This window comes from Streptomyces lacaronensis, assembly GCF_047337785.1.
Taxonomy (GTDB): domain Bacteria; phylum Actinomycetota; class Actinomycetes; order Streptomycetales; family Streptomycetaceae; genus Streptomyces; species Streptomyces lycopersici.
In genome coordinates, this window is sequence record NZ_JBLHDK010000003.1 from 1,984,703 (window position 1) to 2,000,922 (window position 16,220).

12 protein-coding genes are annotated in these 16,220 nt (G+C 71.0%); 8 read left to right on the forward strand and 4 right to left on the reverse strand.

Translation table 11 applies throughout. The features are described 5' to 3' along the window. Nucleotides 1-34: 34 nt before the first annotated feature. The 3 genes from ACMTAK_RS08640 to ACMTAK_RS08650 all read right to left on the reverse strand — a co-directional run bounded on the left by ACMTAK_RS08640 (nucleotide 35) and on the right by ACMTAK_RS08650 (nucleotide 3,997). Nucleotides 35-2,452 carry a glycoside hydrolase family 65 protein gene (locus ACMTAK_RS08640; RefSeq protein WP_413805642.1) on the reverse strand — a complete coding sequence of 806 codons (2,418 nt, stop codon included), beginning with the start codon at nucleotides 2,450-2,452 and terminating at the stop codon, nucleotides 35-37. 98 nt (nucleotides 2,453-2,550) lie between these two features. Then, nucleotides 2,551-3,006, reverse strand: a complete 456-nt coding sequence (locus ACMTAK_RS08645; RefSeq protein WP_413805643.1) for a lamin tail domain-containing protein — start codon at nucleotides 3,004-3,006, stop codon at nucleotides 2,551-2,553. Between the two features lie 247 nt (nucleotides 3,007-3,253). Further along, nucleotides 3,254-3,997, reverse strand: a complete 744-nt coding sequence (locus ACMTAK_RS08650) for an SDR family NAD(P)-dependent oxidoreductase (RefSeq protein WP_413805644.1) — start codon at nucleotides 3,995-3,997, stop codon at nucleotides 3,254-3,256. 252 nt (nucleotides 3,998-4,249) lie between these two features. On the opposite strand from ACMTAK_RS08650, the gene ACMTAK_RS08655 reads away from it, so the two are divergent. Next, nucleotides 4,250-6,811, forward strand: coding sequence for a PA14 domain-containing protein (locus ACMTAK_RS08655; RefSeq protein ID WP_413805645.1), 2,562 nt, complete (start codon nucleotides 4,250-4,252; stop codon nucleotides 6,809-6,811). A gap of 57 nt (nucleotides 6,812-6,868) precedes the next feature. Here the strand turns inward: ACMTAK_RS08655 and ACMTAK_RS08660 are convergent, their stop codons facing one another. After that, nucleotides 6,869-7,534, reverse strand: a complete 666-nt coding sequence (locus tag ACMTAK_RS08660; protein ID WP_413805646.1) for a TetR/AcrR family transcriptional regulator — start codon at nucleotides 7,532-7,534, stop codon at nucleotides 6,869-6,871. A 201-nt stretch (nucleotides 7,535-7,735) separates the two neighbouring features. On the opposite strand from ACMTAK_RS08660, the gene ACMTAK_RS08665 reads away from it, so the two are divergent. The 7 genes from ACMTAK_RS08665 to ACMTAK_RS08695 all read left to right on the forward strand — a co-directional run bounded on the left by ACMTAK_RS08665 (nucleotide 7,736) and on the right by ACMTAK_RS08695 (nucleotide 16,218). Beyond that, nucleotides 7,736-9,343: a fatty acyl-CoA synthetase gene (locus tag ACMTAK_RS08665; RefSeq protein WP_413805647.1), complete on the forward strand. Its 1,608-nt coding sequence runs from the start codon at nucleotides 7,736-7,738 to the stop codon at nucleotides 9,341-9,343. A 118-nt stretch (nucleotides 9,344-9,461) separates the two neighbouring features. Beyond that, nucleotides 9,462-10,904, forward strand: coding sequence for an MFS transporter (locus tag ACMTAK_RS08670; RefSeq protein WP_413812830.1), 1,443 nt, complete (start codon nucleotides 9,462-9,464; stop codon nucleotides 10,902-10,904). Between the two features lie 531 nt (nucleotides 10,905-11,435). Next, on the forward strand, nucleotides 11,436-12,584 hold the full coding sequence (locus ACMTAK_RS08675; protein WP_413805648.1) for an LLM class flavin-dependent oxidoreductase: 1,149 nt from the start codon (nucleotides 11,436-11,438) through the stop codon (nucleotides 12,582-12,584). Continuing rightward, entirely contained in the window at nucleotides 12,584-13,096 is a 513-nt protein-coding gene (locus ACMTAK_RS08680) for a GNAT family N-acetyltransferase (protein ID WP_413805649.1), read from the forward strand. Before ACMTAK_RS08675 ends, ACMTAK_RS08680 begins: the two co-directional genes overlap by 1 nt. A 178-nt stretch (nucleotides 13,097-13,274) precedes the next feature. Further along, nucleotides 13,275-14,183 (forward strand): amino acid ABC transporter permease, encoded by a 909-nt coding sequence (locus ACMTAK_RS08685; protein ID WP_413805650.1) that lies wholly within the window; start codon nucleotides 13,275-13,277, stop codon nucleotides 14,181-14,183. Further along, nucleotides 14,180-14,968, forward strand: coding sequence for an amino acid ABC transporter ATP-binding protein (locus tag ACMTAK_RS08690; RefSeq protein ID WP_121825730.1), 789 nt, complete (start codon nucleotides 14,180-14,182; stop codon nucleotides 14,966-14,968). The genes ACMTAK_RS08685 and ACMTAK_RS08690 overlap by 4 nt, the downstream gene beginning before the upstream one ends. Beyond that, nucleotides 14,965-16,218, forward strand: a complete 1,254-nt coding sequence (locus ACMTAK_RS08695; RefSeq protein WP_413805651.1) for a dipeptidase — start codon at nucleotides 14,965-14,967, stop codon at nucleotides 16,216-16,218. Before ACMTAK_RS08690 ends, ACMTAK_RS08695 begins: the two co-directional genes overlap by 4 nt. The last annotated feature ends 2 nt before the right edge of the window (nucleotides 16,219-16,220 follow it).

Consider the following 16,220-nt stretch of genomic DNA (forward strand, 5'->3'; position numbering starts at 1 on the left):
GCCGACGGGCAACCGGCTGGGCGGGAAGGCGAGTTCAGCCCGGCGGCAGCGGAACCCAGTGGGACTCGCCCGGGGCCACGGTCAGCGAACGGTCGGCGAGCCGCACCTCGATCGGGCGCTCCTCCGAGTCCGGCACGCTGATCCACAGCCGCCCGGACCGCACCCGCAGGGCGACGCCCCAGTGGCCGCGGTAGCGCATCGAGAACCGGAACTCGGACAGCCCGGACGGCTCGGGCAGCGGCACCGGGTCCAGCCACAGGGCGTCCTCACGGGTCTCAAGACCGGTCAGCCCGCGCTGCACCAGATCGAGGGTGCCGCCCATGGCGCCGAGGTGGATGCCCTCGCCGGTGGTGCCGCCCTGGACGTCCGCCACATCGCCGAGCAGCGCCTCCTGGCAGTACCGCCATGCCTCGGCCCGGCGCGCCCGCGTCAGCACCCAGCCGTGCACCAGCTCGCTGAGGGTCGAGCCGTGGCTGGTCCGGGGCAGGTAGTACTCCACGGTGTCCCGCCAGATGTCGTCGTCCAGGGCGTAGCCGAGCCGCCGGAAGAGGCCGGCCAGTTCGGCGGGGCCGAAGAGATAGCCGAGCATCAGCGCGTCGGCCTGTTTGGAGACCTGGTAACGGTTGACGGAGTCGCCCTCGGACTCCAGGATCCGGTCCATCCGGCGGATGTCGTCGTAGCGGGCGCGGTAGCCGTCCCAGTCGAGCTCGACCAGCTCCCCGTAGCCGTCGAACTGGCTGATGACGCCCTGGTGGAAGGGGACCAGCAGCCGCCGTGAGACGTCCTCCCAGCGCTCCGGCTCCGCGCGGTCCAGGCCCACCCGCTCGAACAGCGCGCGGCGGCGCGGCTCGGGCAGGGTGCGGGCCAGCTCCAGGGCCCGGTCCAGCACCCAGGCGGCGGTGACGTTGGTGTACGCGTTGTCGTCGATCCCGGGACGGACGGCGCCGGGATAGCCGTCGTGGTACTCATCGGGCCCGACCACCCCGCGGATGCGGTACCGCCCCCGCTCCGGATCGAGAACGGCCGTGTCCGCCCAGAAGCGGGCGATCTGCAACAGCATCTCCGCGCCCTTGGTGTGCAGGAACTCGGTGTCGCCGCTGGCCTGGCAGTACTGCCACACGTTGTACGCCACCGCCGAGCCCACATGGTGCTGCAACCGGGAGTTGTCCGGCAGCCAGCGGCTGGAGCGCGGGTTCAGATGCAGGGTCTGGGTCTCCTCGCGCCCGTCGCTGCCGCTCTGCCAGGGGTACATCGCCCCGGCCCGACCGGCGTCCGCGGCGGCGCGGCACGCCTGGGCCAGCCGCCGGTGGCGGTAGTGCAGCAGGGCCCGGGACACCTCGGGGAAGTGGAGGTTCAGATACGGCAGCACGAACAGCTCGTCCCAGAAGACATGGCCGCGGTACGCCTCGCCGTGCAGGCCCCGGGCGGGGACGCCCACGTCCAGCTCCGCGGTGTGCGGGGAGAGCGTCTGGAGGATGTGGAACAGGTGCAGCCGCAGGATGTGGCCCGGCGCGCCGGAGACCTCCAACGCCGCCTCGCGCCACAGGTGTTCCCATGCGGTGCGGTGGGAGGCGAGCAGCTTCCCGAACTCCGGCGCCCGGGCCACCCCGTCGAGGGCGGCCTGGGCCGGATCGCTGATCGCGGGGTCCTTGGAGGTGTACAGCGCCACGGTCTTCTCGACGGTGGCGGGGGCGTCCGGCGCGAGCGGCACGGCCAGGGTGCGCATCGCCGCGCCGTGGGTGAGCCGCTGCCCGGTGCCGGTGGGCGTTCCGCCGCGTACGGCCAGGGTGCGCGCGGCCATGGCCACGCGCACCTCGGAGCTGGTGGTGCGGCAGCTCAGCCATACGGTGTCGGGGCCCGCGGCACCGGTGCGATGGTCGACGAGATGGCGGCCGGCCAGCGCGTCGTAGCGGGCCACGCCGGTGTTGGCCACGGCACCGTCGAGCCCCGACTCCAGCTCGACGGTGCCGGACCAGCCCTCGGCCCGGAAGGTGGTGCGCAGGGCCGCCAGATGCGGATCCCCCATGTGGACGAGGCGCTGCTGCTCGACGTGGAGCACCCGGCCGTGGCCGTGGGTGAACCGCAGCCGCCGCATGAGGGTGCCGTGCCGGAGGTCGAGGGTCTGCCGGTAGCCGGTGAGCTCGTCCCCGTCGGGGGTGAGCCAGCCGCCGGGGCCCGCGGACCGGTCCGGGTCGCGGACGCGGTAGCGCAGCGGCAGCCAGTTCGGCAGGTTGACCATGTCCTCGTTCTCGACCTGGCGCCCGCCGACCACCGAGGTCAGCCGGTTGTAGCAGCCCGCCACATAGGTGCCCGGGTAGTGGATGTCATCGGCGGCCGTCTCGGGGGCCGCGCCCCGGGTGGCGACATAGCCGTTGCCGAGCGTGCACAGCGACTCCCGCAACCGCTCCTCGCCGGGCTCGTAGCCCTCGTACTCCCACACCCAGTCCGACACGGCCGCTCACCGGCTCTCCTCCTCGACACCACCATTGTGGTCCGGGCCGGAGGACTTCACCGGCTGCGCCGCGCCCCCGCGCGGCGCGCGGCGCGCGCTCAGCAGTTCGTGTAGTCGACCCGGCTGTTGTTGTACGAGCAGGTGTCGACCGTGGAGCCGCCGGTCTTGCGGAGGGTGGCCTTGTCGCGGTCGTTGTTCCAGACATACGCCCGGCGGTCCTGGTACTTGGTGGCCGAGGTGTCGGCGCCGGAGCCGGTCCGGACGGTCACCGTCCTGCCCGCGCCGAGGGTGTAGCCGGGGAAGGTGTACTTGTGGTTGCTCGAGTCGACGAGCACCCAGCCCTTGAGGCTGACCCCGCGCGAGGTGGAGTTCTTGATCTGGACGTACTCGCCGTTGAGGCTGGAGTTGCTCCGGTTGTCCGTGCCGGGCGAGTCGTAGTAGATCTTGGAAAGGTGTACGGAGCCCGCGGCCCCGGCGGGTGCGGCCGGGTATAGCAGGGCGATCGCACAGCCGGCGGCGAGCGCCGCGCCGATGCGGACGGTGTGTGCGGACATGAGTCCCCCCTTGCGTTGGTGCGTGGTGAATAACGCAGGACGGACGGGCGGCCGCACCCGAAGATGGTTTGGAGTCAGCGAGCTGACTCCTTCGGTGCGGCCGTCCGTCCGTCTTCCCCCACCTGTGTGGAGGACCAGAGTGGACCATGGCCGGAACGCGGCGGCAGGGCTGCGCGGCCCTTGCTCCAGGGCCGTACGGCCCTGGCGCGCTTCCGATTCCCCGCCCCCGGCGCGGGGTGAGGCCGGGTCAGCGGCCGTACTGCGCCCCGCCGTTGATGTGCAGCACCTGACCGGTGACATACGCGGCCTCCGGGGAGGCCAGATAGCGGATGGCGGCCGCGATCTCGACGGGCGTCCCGGGCTGCCCGGTGAGCGTCTGCCCGATCTGCTGGGCGATGAACTCGGGGGTGCCGCGCTCGCCGAAGAACTCGGTGTCCTCGACATAGCCGGGCGCCACCGCGTTGGCGGTGGCGCCCTCCGGGCCGAGCCGCCTGGCCAGCTCGAAGGTGTAGGTGTGCAGCGCGGCCTTGGTGCCGCCGTACGACCCCGGGCCGCGCAGCGACGCGACCGAGGACAGGTGGACGATCCGGCCGCCGGGCCGGGTGAGGTGGGGCAGCAGCGCCTCGGTGAGCAGCACGGCGGTCAGCACGTTGGCCTCGAAGTTCCGCTGGTACTGACCGGCGATGCCCTCGAGGGTGCCGTCGTTGGAGGGCGCGACATTGCCACCGGCGTTGGTGACGACGACATCGACCCCACCGTCCGCGGTGATGAACTCGGCGGCCCGCCGGGTCTGCTCCGGGTCGCTGAGGTCCGCGCTGGTCCAGGTGACCAGGTCGGCGCCGTGGGCGGCGTTGAGCTTGTCCGCCGCGGCGCGCAGCACCTCGGCGCGGCGTCCGAGGATGACCACCCGGTCGCCTTCGGCGGCGAAGGTCTCCGCGGTCGCCAGTCCTATGCCGGTACCGCCGCCCGACACCACGATCCGTCGCCCCATCACGGGCCTCCTCAGTGCAGCTTGTTGAATATTGGTCACATCTATGAACAAGCACGCTAGGAAGAAAGCGCATTCCCGTCAAGGCTCAGTACCCAACAGCCGGGCTGTTGCCTTGCGTTCACTATTGACAGGTTCTGTTGGAGATGGCGCAATGGCGGCGCCCCACTTGTCCCAGCAGCAGCCGAAAAGCTGTTCCAGCAAGGAGGACATGTGCGTTTTCGTTCATCTTTCGCCAGATCCGTGGTCGCGACCGTGACCTTGGCGCTTGGCGCGCTCGGTCTGCTGACCGCTCCCGGTCCGGCCGCGGCCGACACCCGCTCCGACGACCCCTCGATCGTCCATGGCCTCCGCGGCGACTACTACCTCCAGTCCGCCCCGGGGGCCTTCGACTTCCACGAGCTGAAGGCCACCAGCCTCGACCCCGCCCTCGACTTCGGCAATCTGGAGCCGCGGCTGCAGGCCACCACCGGACGGTCCGACGACGTCAGCGTCCGCTGGACCGGCCAGATCACACCGGAGCGCTCCGGTGCGCACACCTTCTCGATCACCGCCGACAACGGCTTCCGGCTGTGGATCGACGGCAAACCGGTCATCGACCACTGGGTGGACGACTGGGACAAGGAGCAGACCTCCCAGCCCGTCGAGCTCACCGCGGGCAAGGCGTATGACATCAAGGTCGAGTACTTCGAGCACTACGGCGGCTCCAACTTCCACCTGGCCTGGACCCCGCCGGGCGCGGCCAAGGCGCCCGTGCCCGCGTCCGCCTTCCGGCTGCCCGCCGACTTCGACTACGACGGCCCGGTGGCCGGCGCCGTCCAGCCCGACGGCCGGACGCTGCTGCTGGACTTCGCCCGGCCCCTGACCACTCCCCCGGCCGATCTGACGTCGCATCTGTCCGCCGTCATCGGCGGCGCGCAGTGGCCGCTCGGGCGCGCCCGGCTGGACGCTGCCGATCCGTCCCGGCTGCTGCTCTCCCTGAAGGAGCCGGTGGTCGGCCGCGGCGGCGAGGCCATCGTGCGCTACGACGGCGAGGGCGGCCTCGAGGACGGCGACGGCGCCATCGACCCGTATGTGTCCTTCGGTGGCAACAAGTCGACGTATCAGCTGAGCACGCCCTGGGCCAAGGACGTCGGCCCGGACAACGCCCACCCCGAGTACCCGCGCCCCCAGCTGACCCGCGACCAGTGGCGCAATCTCAACGGCAGCTGGGAGTTCGCCGCCGCCAAGGAGGGCCAGAAGCCCCCGGTCGGGCAGAAGCTCAAGGAGCGGATCCTGGTGCCGTATCCGGTGGAGTCCAAGCTCTCCGGGGTGGAGCGCCACGAGGACCGCATGTGGTACCGGCGGACCTTCACCGTCCCGGCCGACTGGAAGGTCGGCCAGGACAAGCGGTTGCGGCTGAACTTCGACGCCGTCGACTGGCAGGCCGAGGTGTATGTGAACGGCAGCCGGGTGGCCGACCACCGCGGCGGCTACGACCGGTTCAGCGCCGATGTCACCGACGCCCTGCGGCCGGGCCGCACCCAGGAGCTGATCGTCGGCGTCTACGACCCGACGGACGCGGCCGACGGCGAGAACCCGCCGATGGGCAAGCAGCGCCTCGACCCGAGCGGCATCTTCTACACCCCCTCCTCCGGGATCTGGCAGACCGTCTGGATGGAACCGGTCGCCACCGACCACGTGGACACCCTCAAGCTCACCCCGGACGTCCCCGGTAAGGCCCTCACCACCGAGGTCCGCGGGGTGCGGGACGGCGTCCCGGTCACCGCGACCGCCTACGACGGGGGGCGCGTGGTCGGCACCGCCACCGGGCGCACCGGAAAGCCGCTGACCGTCCCCGTGCCCTCCCCGCATCTGTGGTCCCCCGACGATCCGCATCTGTACCAGCTGAAGGTGACGGTCGGGCGGGGCGCCTCGGCGGACCGGGTGGAGAGCTACTTCGGCATGCGGAGCATCGCCGTCAAGGAGGTGGACGGCAAGCGGCGCACCGTGCTCAACGGGAAGCCGATCTTCTCCATGGCCACCCTCGACCAGGGGTTCTGGCCCGACGGCCTGCACACCGCGCCGACCGACGAGGCCCTGGCGTACGACCTGAAGATGCACAAGAGCATGGGCTTCAACTCGGTGCGCAAGCACATCAAGGTCGAGCCCGACCGCTGGTACTACTGGGCCGACCGGCTGGGCCTGATGGTGTGGCAGGACATGCCCGCCATGAACACGGTCACCCCGTCCGAGAAGGCTCAGGCGCAGTACGAGCACGAGATGAAGCGGATGATCGACCAGCACGTCAGCAGTCCGTCGATCGTCATGTGGGTGACCTTCAACGAGGGCTGGGGCCAGTACGGCGGCCCGAAGGTACCGGCGCTCGCGAAGGGCTGGGACCCCAGCCGGCTCATCAACGGCGCCAGCGGCTGGAACGACACCGGCAACGGCGACCTCGCGGACATCCATGCCTACCCCGGCCCGGGTGATCCGCGCCCGGACGCCTCACGGGCGGGGGTCACCGGCGAGTACGGCGGTCTTGGCCTGGCCATACCGGGGCACGCCTGGCCGGTGCAGCACACCTATGTCGGCGTGGACAAGGACCAGTACACCGACGAGTATCTGAAGCTGCTGGACAAGGTGCGCGGGCTGGTCGCGTGCAACGGCAGCAGCGGGGCCGTCTACACCCAGATCACGGATGTGGAGGGCGAGCTCAATGGGCTGCTCACCTATGACCGCAAGGAGATCAAGCCCGATGTGAAGCGGCTGCGCCAGGCCCATCAGGCGCTGATCCGCGACGCGGCGGACCCGGCGTCCATGGAGTGCACCGGCTAGCCGCACGGCCCGGCCACCGGTGATGACCCGTTCCGGGGCGCGCTGCCCCGGGGCGGGTCATTCCGCCGCCAGCGCCTCGACGACGGCCACCGTACGGTCCACCACCACGTCGTACAGCCTGCTGTGCGCCCGCGGCAGCCGCGCCAGCAGCGGGGCCACCACCTCCCGCTCGTCCGGGGGGTAGAGGGCCAGCGCCTCGCTCAGGGCGTCCAGCTTGCGGGCTGAGACCGGGCCGCGGTGGGTCTCGTAGACCGCGTGGCCGATGACGGTGGAGCCGATGAGGGTCACGGCCAGCGCGAGATCGTCCTCGGTCAGCTTCAGGGGGCGCAGCATCCGGGTGATGGTCACCAGGGAGGAGATCCGGGCGGGCTGCTGGGTGGCGGCCATATAGGGGAGCAGCTGGCGGTAGGGCAGCAGATAGTCGCGGCTGTTGTGCATCCAGGCCCGCAACCGCTCCTGCCAGGTGTCCCCCGGCGGGTCCCTGTGCTGGGCCTCGGCCAGGACGCGGTCGGCCACGGCCTGGAGGAGGTCGTCGCGGTCGGGGAAGTAGCGGTAGAGCGCCATGGGGGCGGAGCCGACCGCTTCGGCGACCCTCTTGACGGTCAGCGCGGTCTCCGGCTCGCGGACCGCGAGCTCCGCGGCGCTGCGGACGATCTGCTCGCGCGACAGACGGGGCGGGCGCCCACGTCCTCTGCGGACGGTCCCCTCCGCGGTTCCGGCCATCCGGTGTCCCTTCGCTCGCCCCCGTCGTGGCCCCAAGGCTACGCAAGGTCGCTCGGGCGCCGCTCGTGGCCGTCCGGCGCCGTGAACCTCGTGGCCGCCGACACTTCGGACCTCACGGCCGTCCGGGGCCTTGAACGCCGCCCCGCGCCGTGCCAGCGTGACGCCCTGTCCGGCCCGTCCGAGCCCCCGGGAGACCTGACGATGACCGCATCCGACCTGCCCGTGGACATCGTGCGCGCCCGCCGCCACGGCATCGCCGATCTGCTGGCCCGCACCGCGGCCCGGCTGCCCGCCAGGACGGCGGTCGGCGAAGGACCGCTGCGCCAGACCTACGCCGACCTGGACGCGCTGGTGAGCCGGACGGCCGGGGCCCTGGCCGCGCGGGGCCTCGCCCAGGGCGATCGGGTGGTGCTCCTCGCCCGCAACTCCCACGGCTTCGTGGTGGCGTACTTCGCGCTGGCCCGGCTGGGCGCGGTGTCGGTGCCGGTCAACTTCATGCTGACCACGTCCGAAGTGGCGTATGTACTGGACCATTCGGGAGCGGTCGGGATCATCGCGGGCACGGATCTGCTGGATGTCGCCGAGGGTGCGCTGGCCGAGGCCGCACCGCCCCGGATCGCGCTCCGCGCGGCGCTGGGAGGCGGGCGCGCCGGGTGGGAGGACTTCGCCGCGCTGGGCGCGGAGCGGGGGCATCCGGTCCCCGATCCCGCCCTTGAGGACGACGATCCGGTGCAGCTGATGTACACCTCGGGGACCGAGTCGCGGCCCAAGGGCGCGATCATGACGAGCCGCAATCTGATCGCGCAGTATCAGACGGCGATCGTGGACGGCGGGATGTCGGCCGACGATGTCGAGATCCATGCGCTGCCGCTCTACCACTGCGCCCAGCTGCACGCCTTCCTCACCCCCGACATCCAGCTGGGCGCCACCTGTCTGGTGCTGCCGGGCCCGGACCCGGCGACGCTGCTGGCCACGATCGAGGCCGAGCGGGTGACCAAGCTGTTCGCCCCGCCCACGGTGTGGATCGCGCTGCTGCGCCACCCGGAGTTCGACGGCCGCGATCTGTCGTCGCTGCGGAAGGGGTACTACGGGGCGGCGCCGATGCCGGTGGCGGTGCTGGCGGAGCTGCGCCGGCGGCTGCCGGGGCTGGCGCTCTACAACTTCTACGGGCAGACCGAGATGTCCCCGATCGCGACCGTGCTGGGCCCGGCCGACCAGGAGCGCAAGGCCGGTTCGGCGGGGCGGGCCGCGCTGAACGTCGAGACGCGGGTGGTGGACGAGGCGGACCGGCCGGTGGAGCCGGGCACGGTCGGCGAGATCGTCCACCGGGGCCCGCACACCATGCTCGGCTACTGGCGGGACCCGGAGCGCACCGCGGAGGCGTTCCGCGGCGGCTGGTTCCACAGCGGCGATCTGGGCGTGCTGGACGAGGAGGGGTGCCTGACGATCGTCGACCGCAAGAAGGACATGGTCAACACCGGTGGGGAGAACGTCTCGGGGCGCGAGGTGGAAGAGGCCGTCCACACCCATCCGGCGGTCGCGGAGGTCGCGGTGTTCGGGGTGCCGCATCCGTACTGGATCGAGGCGGTGACCGCGGTGGTGGTGGCCAAACCGGGCCATGAGGTGACGGCGGAGCAGATCCTCACGCACTGCCGGGAGCGGCTCGCTGGGTTCAAGGTTCCCAAGTTCGTCCGGCTCACCGGGGCGCTGCCGAAGAATCCCAGCGGCAAGATCCTCAAGCGTGAACTGCGGGAGATCTACCGCGACATGGCCGAGGAACCGACCGGCGACCGGGGCGGCCATATTTGACGTACCAGTTACACAAAATTGTGCGACACTGCTGCCGCACTGATGTGAATCGGCCATGCCCCGACGAAGGACCACCGTGACTTCCTCACCTCCGACCCCCGATGCCCCCGAAACGGCGATGACCGCCCACCCGCCGCGCTCCGGCCCAGTGGTCGCCGTCCTGGCGTTCGGCGGGATCGTCGTCTCCCTGATGCAGACCCTGGTGGTGCCGCTGGTCCCGGACCTTCCGGAGCTGCTGCACACCTCGGCCTCGGACGCCTCCTGGGCGATCACCGCCACCCTGCTCGCCGGCGCCGTGGCCACCCCGGTGCTGGGCCGGCTCGGCGACATGTACGGCAAGCGGCGGACGCTGCTGCTCAGCCTGGCGATGCTGGTGGTCGGATCGGTGGTGTGCGCGCTCTCCGACACGCTCGCGCCGATGATCGTCGGCCGTGCGCTCCAGGGCTTCTCCGCGGGTGTGATCCCGCTGGGCATCAGCATCATGCGCGATGAACTGCCCGCCGAACGGCTCGGCTCGGCGATGGCCCTGATGAGCTCCTCGCTGGGCGTCGGCGGCGCCCTCGGCCTGCCCGGCGCCGCGGCGCTGGCCGAACACGCCGACTGGCATGTGCTGTTCTGGGTCTCGGCGAGCCTGGGCGCGGTGGTGATCGCGCTGGTGCTGGCGGTCGTACCGGAGTCCCCGGTACGCGGCGGCGGGCGGTTCGACCTGGTGGGCGCCCTCGGGCTGTCGGCCGGGCTGCTCTGTCTGCTGCTGGCCATCTCCAAGGGCGCCGACTGGGGCTGGGCCAGCGGTGTCACCACCGGGCTGTTCGCCGCGGCGGTGGTCGTACTGCTGCTGTGGAGCCGGTGGGAGCTGCGGGTGAGCGGGCCACTGGTGGATCTGCGCACCACCATGCGCCGTCAGGTGCTGCTGACCAATCTGGCCTCCATCGTCATCGGCTTCGCGATGTTCGGGATGTCTCTGGTGCTGCCGCAGCTGCTCCAGATGCCCGAGGCCACCGGCTACGGACTGGGCCAGTCGATGATGACCGCCGGTCTGTGCCTGGGCCCGTCGGGTCTGGTGATGATGGCGATCTCCCCGCTGTCCGCGCGGATCACGGCCACCTCGGGCCCCAAGACATCGCTGATGCTCGGCGCCGGGGTGATCGCCGTCGGCTACGGCATGGGCATCTTCCTGATGGACGCCGTGTGGCAGATCGTGGTCATCTCGTGTGTGATCGGCGCCGGGATCGGCCTCGCGTACTCCGCCATGCCCGCGCTGATCATGTCGGCGGTGCCGGTGTCCGAGACGGGCGCGGCCAACGGGCTCAACACCCTGATGCGGTCCATCGGCACCTCGACCGCCAGTGCGGTGGTCGGCGTCGTCCTCGCCCATATGACCACCGCGTTCGGGCCCGTCGAGCTCCCATCCCTGGACGGCTTCCGCACCGCCTTCGCGATCGGCGGCGGCGCCGCGCTGGTGGCGCTCGCGGTCGCCGCGCTGCTGCCGGGCCGCGGTCCGGACCGGCTCACGGCCACCTCGGAGCGGCCCGGCACACCGCAGCCGGTGGCGGGCCGCTGAAAGAGGGCCCACGGAGGTCCGCCGCGTGACAGGGGCCGCGCCCCTGGATCCCGGGGCCCGGCCCCGGGGCGGTGAGCGGAGCAGCCCGCCGCGGGCGCCATGATCCGCCGGACACCCTCAGGCCGCGGCCCAGGCGACTTTCGCAGCCGCCCGTATCCCCGCTCGCCCACACCACGGCGAGGGGGATACGGGCGGCTTTGCCGTGACGGCGGCGCATAGGGGCCATCATGTGGACAGCGGTTGACGGATCGGCCCACGCGGTGCTGAATGATGCGAGTGAGGACTGAGCTGCCCCTGGTCACCCGCGACCACATCGACTTCGGTCGGGTGTGGTCCGCCTCCTGTTCCGGCTGACCCGGCAGCGAGCCGTCCGACCGGCCGCCCTCCTCTGATCCATCCCGGGCCCCTCGCCCGTCGTTTCCCGAGCCTGACGCGCCATCACCCCCGGTAGGCCAACGCCGCTTTCCGGGTCCGTGGCGCTTCCCGCTTTCTCACCTTCCTCGGCTTCTCCGCCTTCCGAAAGGTCACCCCATGCCCGTGGAGTTCCTCGGCATCGCCGCCACCAACGACGCCTCCGAGACCGGGCCGCGCTCCGGCGCGGCCTTCGACAAGGAGTACACCCTGCGGCTCGCCCGGGCCCATGAGGACCACGGCTGGGACCGGGTGCTGTTCGCCTACGGCTCCGGCTCGCCCGATCCCGCGCCCGCCGCCGCGTACATCGCCGCCAGGCTGGACCGGCTCCAGCTCCTGCTGGCCCACCGGCCCAACGTCTCCTATCCGACGTACGCCGCCAAGACGTTCGCCACCCTCGACCGGATCAGCGACGGCCGGCTGACGGTGCACTTCATCACCGGCGGCAACGACCACGAGCAGCGGCGTGAGGGCGACACCCTCACCAAGGACGAGCGCTACGCGCGCACCCGCGAGTACATACGGATCGTGAAGAAGATCTGGACCACCCATGAGCCCTTCGACCACGAGGGCGAGCACTACCGCTTCCACGACTTCGTCAGCGACGTCTTCCCGGTCCAGCGGCCGCGCCCGGGGGTCTCCTTCGGCGGCTCCTCCCCCGCGGCCTACGCGGCCGGTGGAGCCGAGGCCGACATCTACTGCCTGTGGGGCGAGCCGCTGGAGCGGACCGCCGAGCAGATCGCGGCGGTGAAGGCGGCCGCCGCCGCGGCCGGGCGGAGCGACGTGCCGAGGATCCAGGTGGCGTTCCGGCCGATCATCGCCCCGACCGAGGAGCTGGCCTGGGAGAAGGCGCACCGCACGGTGGACGCCATCCGCGCCCGCAAGGAGCGGGGCGAGGCGACGACCGTGCGCCACCACCGCAGGGGCGCCCCGGAGGCCGCGTCTCCTCAAAACACCGGTTCTCAGCGGCTGATCTCCATCGCCGAGGCGGGCGAGCGCTACGACCGGGCACTGTGGACCCCGACCGCCGCCGCCACCGGTGGCGCGGGCAACTCCAACGCCCTGGTGGGCACGCCGGAGACGGTGGCGCAGGCGCTGCTGGACTACTACGACCTGGGCGTGGACATCCTCTCCGCGCGCGGCTACGACCTGCTGGGCGACGCGATCGACTTCGGCCGCCATGTCATCCCGATCGTCCGCGAAGAGGTCGCCAAGCGGGACGCCGAGCGCGCGGCCCGGGGCCCGCAGACCCTCGCGGCGGTGCGCTGATGACCTCCGTGGTCGAGCCGCAGCCACAGCCACAGGCACAGGCCCAGGCACAGCTGACGGTGGTCCGGGTGACCGTGGACGACCCGCGGGTCGAGCCGCTGCTGCGCGAGCTGGCGCATGAGTACGCCACTCGCTACGGCAGGGCGGCCGACGGTGAGCTGAACCGCTATCCGGCCGAGGAGTTCGCCCCGCCGCACGGGGAGCTGCTCCTGCTGCTGGACGGCGGTGAGCCGGTCGCCGGGGGCGCGTACCGGCGGTACGACGAGCGCACGGCGGAGCTCAAGCGGATCTGGACGCACTCGGGCCACCGGCGGCGCGGGCTGGCCCGCCGGGTGGTGGCGGAGCTGGAGCGGTCGGCCGCCGAGCGCGGCTACCGCCGGATCTACCTCACCACCGGGCCCCGCCAGCCGGAGGCGCGCGGGCTGTATCTGGCCACCGGCTACACCCCGCTGTTCGATGTCTCGGCCGATCCGGAGAGCATCGGTCCGCTCCCGTTCGAAAAGGGGCTGTAGGCCCGGCGGAGGCGCCCTCCGCCACGGCGTGCCCGTCCGTCCGCCCGGCCGCTCCGGGCGGACGGACGCATTCCCCCGTTTACGGTTGACCGTTCTGTGTCAACTGTTGCCGGGCACCCGTGGGTGCGGTTTTAGGATGCGGTAATTCTGCCGCGACCCGACCGTCCGAAGGCATGCCATGACCAAAGTCCTGAACGTCGATGCACTACCTGAGCCGTCCGTGCTCAAACGCGCGAAGCGACGGCGTCCCGGACTTCTGGTAGCCAATGCGATCGTGCTGGTACTGGCCGCGATGGCGGTGACCACGATATTCACCAACCCCCGTTTCGAATGGGAAACCGTCGGCAAATACTTCTTCGAGATCCGGGTGATGAAGGGCATCGGGGTCAGTATTGGAATGACTGCGGCGACCATGGTGCTCTCCTTGGTGTGCGGCACCGTGGTCGCCTTGATGCGCATGGGCAATTCCCGGCTCATGTCCATGGTCGCGGCCGCCTTCATCTGGGTTTTCCGCTCCATTCCGATGCTGGTGCAGCTGCTTTTCTGGTACAACCTCGCGGCCCTCTTTCCGACGCTGTCCCTCGGCATTCCCTGGGGGCCGCGTTTCGTCACCTTCGATTCGAACAGCGTCATCGGCCCGCTGACCGCCGCGATCATCGGCCTGACCCTCCACGAGACCGCCTACATCGCGGAGTTGATCCGATCCGGGCTGCTGGCTGTGCCCGATGGACAGCGTCAGGCGGCGTCCGCACTGGGATTGACGCCGACTCAGATCTTCTTCCGCATCACCCTCCCCCAGGCACTGCGGGTGATCGTCCCCCCGATGGGAAATGAGCTGATATCTCTCCTCAAGGCCACCTCCCTGGTCAGCGTGATCACCCTGGCCGACCTGCTCTACTCGGTCCAGCTGATTTACGCCAAGAACTTCCAGACCGTTCCACTGTTGATCGTGGCCGCCATTTGGTACATGATCATCACTGGCGCCATTACTCTTCTTCAGCAGCGCCTGGAACGACGTCTGGGACGACACACCCTGATTTCGGCCGACAAGGTCGGGAAAGTGAAGAGGATCGAGCACTCGGTATGACCGCGGCATCGCAAATGGAATCGCAGGCCATCGTCTCCCTGCGTGGGATCCGCAAGTCGTTCCGCGGCACCGAGGTGCTGCACGGCATCTCCCTGGATATCCACCGAGGTGAGACGGTCTGCCTGATCGGTCCCTCCGGATCCGGGAAGAGCACACTGCTGCGCTGTGTCAACCACCTCGAAGTGCCCGACCAGGGCGTGGTGGTGGTCGACGGCAGCGTGATCGGCTATCAGCTGCGCGGGCGCACCCTGCATGACCTCGGCGCCCGGGAGCTGGCCGCCCAGCGCTCGGCGATGGGCATGGTGTTCCAGAGCTTCAATCTGTTCCCGCACCTCACCGCCCGCGAGAACATCGTGGAGGCCCCGCGCCGGGTGCTCGGGCTCTCCAAGGCCGCGGCCGACGCGCGGGCCGTGGAGCTGATGACCCGGGTGGGGCTCGCCCACAAGCTGGACAGCTATCCGGACAAGCTCTCCGGCGGCCAGCAGCAGCGGGTGGCCATCGCCCGCGCCCTGGCGATGCGCCCCAAGGTGATGCTCTTCGACGAGCCGACCTCCGCCCTGGACCCCGAGATGGTGCAGGAGGTCCTCAGCGTCATCAAGGACCTGGCCCGCGACGGCATGACGCTGGTCGTCGTCACCCACGAGATGCGCTTCGCCGCCGATGTGGCCGACCGGATCGTCTTCATGGACGACGGCCGGATCGTCGAGGAGGGCACCCCGGACGCGCTGCTGCGCGCTCCCTCACACGACCGCACCCGCATGTTCCTGTCGAAGGTCAGCCCATGAGCACCGAACTCCCCCTGCCCGCCAAGACCGCCCGGCGCCTGAAGCTGTGGGACTCCTACCGCTCGTACCAGTACCTGGCGGCCGGGGAGGACTACCGCGCCTTCGAGCTGGCGCCCGCGCTCGGGCGGGTCCCCGGGGCCGCGCTGGAGTGGAGCGAGGACGTCGAGGTCCGCGCGCGGGACTTCGAGGAGTGCCATCTGGTGATCTCCGCCCATGACCATCTCTCGCTGCGCCCCGCGGATCCGGGCGACTTCGCCGCGTACCGCCGCCAGGGCCGGGAGTCGATCCCCTACGAGGGCATCGCCCACTCGGGGGTCGACCTGTTCTTCGACGGCGGCCCGGCCGCAGTGAGCATGATCCGCTCCCATGCCCCCTGGGACTGGGACGACGCGGTCAGCGACCTGGCCATGCGCCAGGCGGACCTCGCCCATCAGCGGCTGGTGGCGCCCGTCCGCACCCTCGAGGACGCCGACCGGGCGCGGGCCGGCCACCAGGTGGGGGTGGTGCTGACCCTGGAGTCCGCCTCCCCCATCGGCAATGACGTCGACCGGCTCGATCTGCTCTACGGTCTGGGCGTACGGCTGCTCGGCCTGGTCTACAGCGAGAGCAACCAGCTGGGTTCGGGGCTCGCCGACGCCGGGGACACCGGTCTGACCCTGCTCGGCCGGCGGGCGCTGCGCCGGATGAACGACCTCGGGATCATCGTCGATGTCTCGCACAGCGGGGACGCGACGGCCCTGGACGCCGTGCGCCGCTCCACCGCCCCCGTGGTGATCACCCATGCCGGGTCCCGGGCGCTGTGGCCGACCCCGCGGATGAAGCCCGACGATGTGATCCGGGCCTGCGCCGGGTCCGGCGGGTTCATCGGCGTCGAGGCGGCGCCGCACACGACCATGACCGCCCGGCACCCGCGGCACGATCTGGACTCGGTGATGGAGCACATCGAGCGCTGTATCGATCTGGTCGGCATCGACCATGTGGCCTTCGGACCGGACACCAACTTCGGCGATCACACGGCCTGGCACCGGACGTTCGCCCCGCTCTTCGGCAAGGACGACGCGCACGACGGCAAGGCCCCCGAGCTGCCGCCGCACGAGGAGGTCGAGTACGTACGGGGCTGTGAGAACCCCGCGGAGGCCGTCGGCAACATGATCCGGTGGCTGTTCGACCGCGGCTACTCCGAAGCGGACGTGGCCAAGCTGGCCGGGGGCAACGTACGGCGCGTCGCCGAAACCGTCTGGGGCCGCTGACC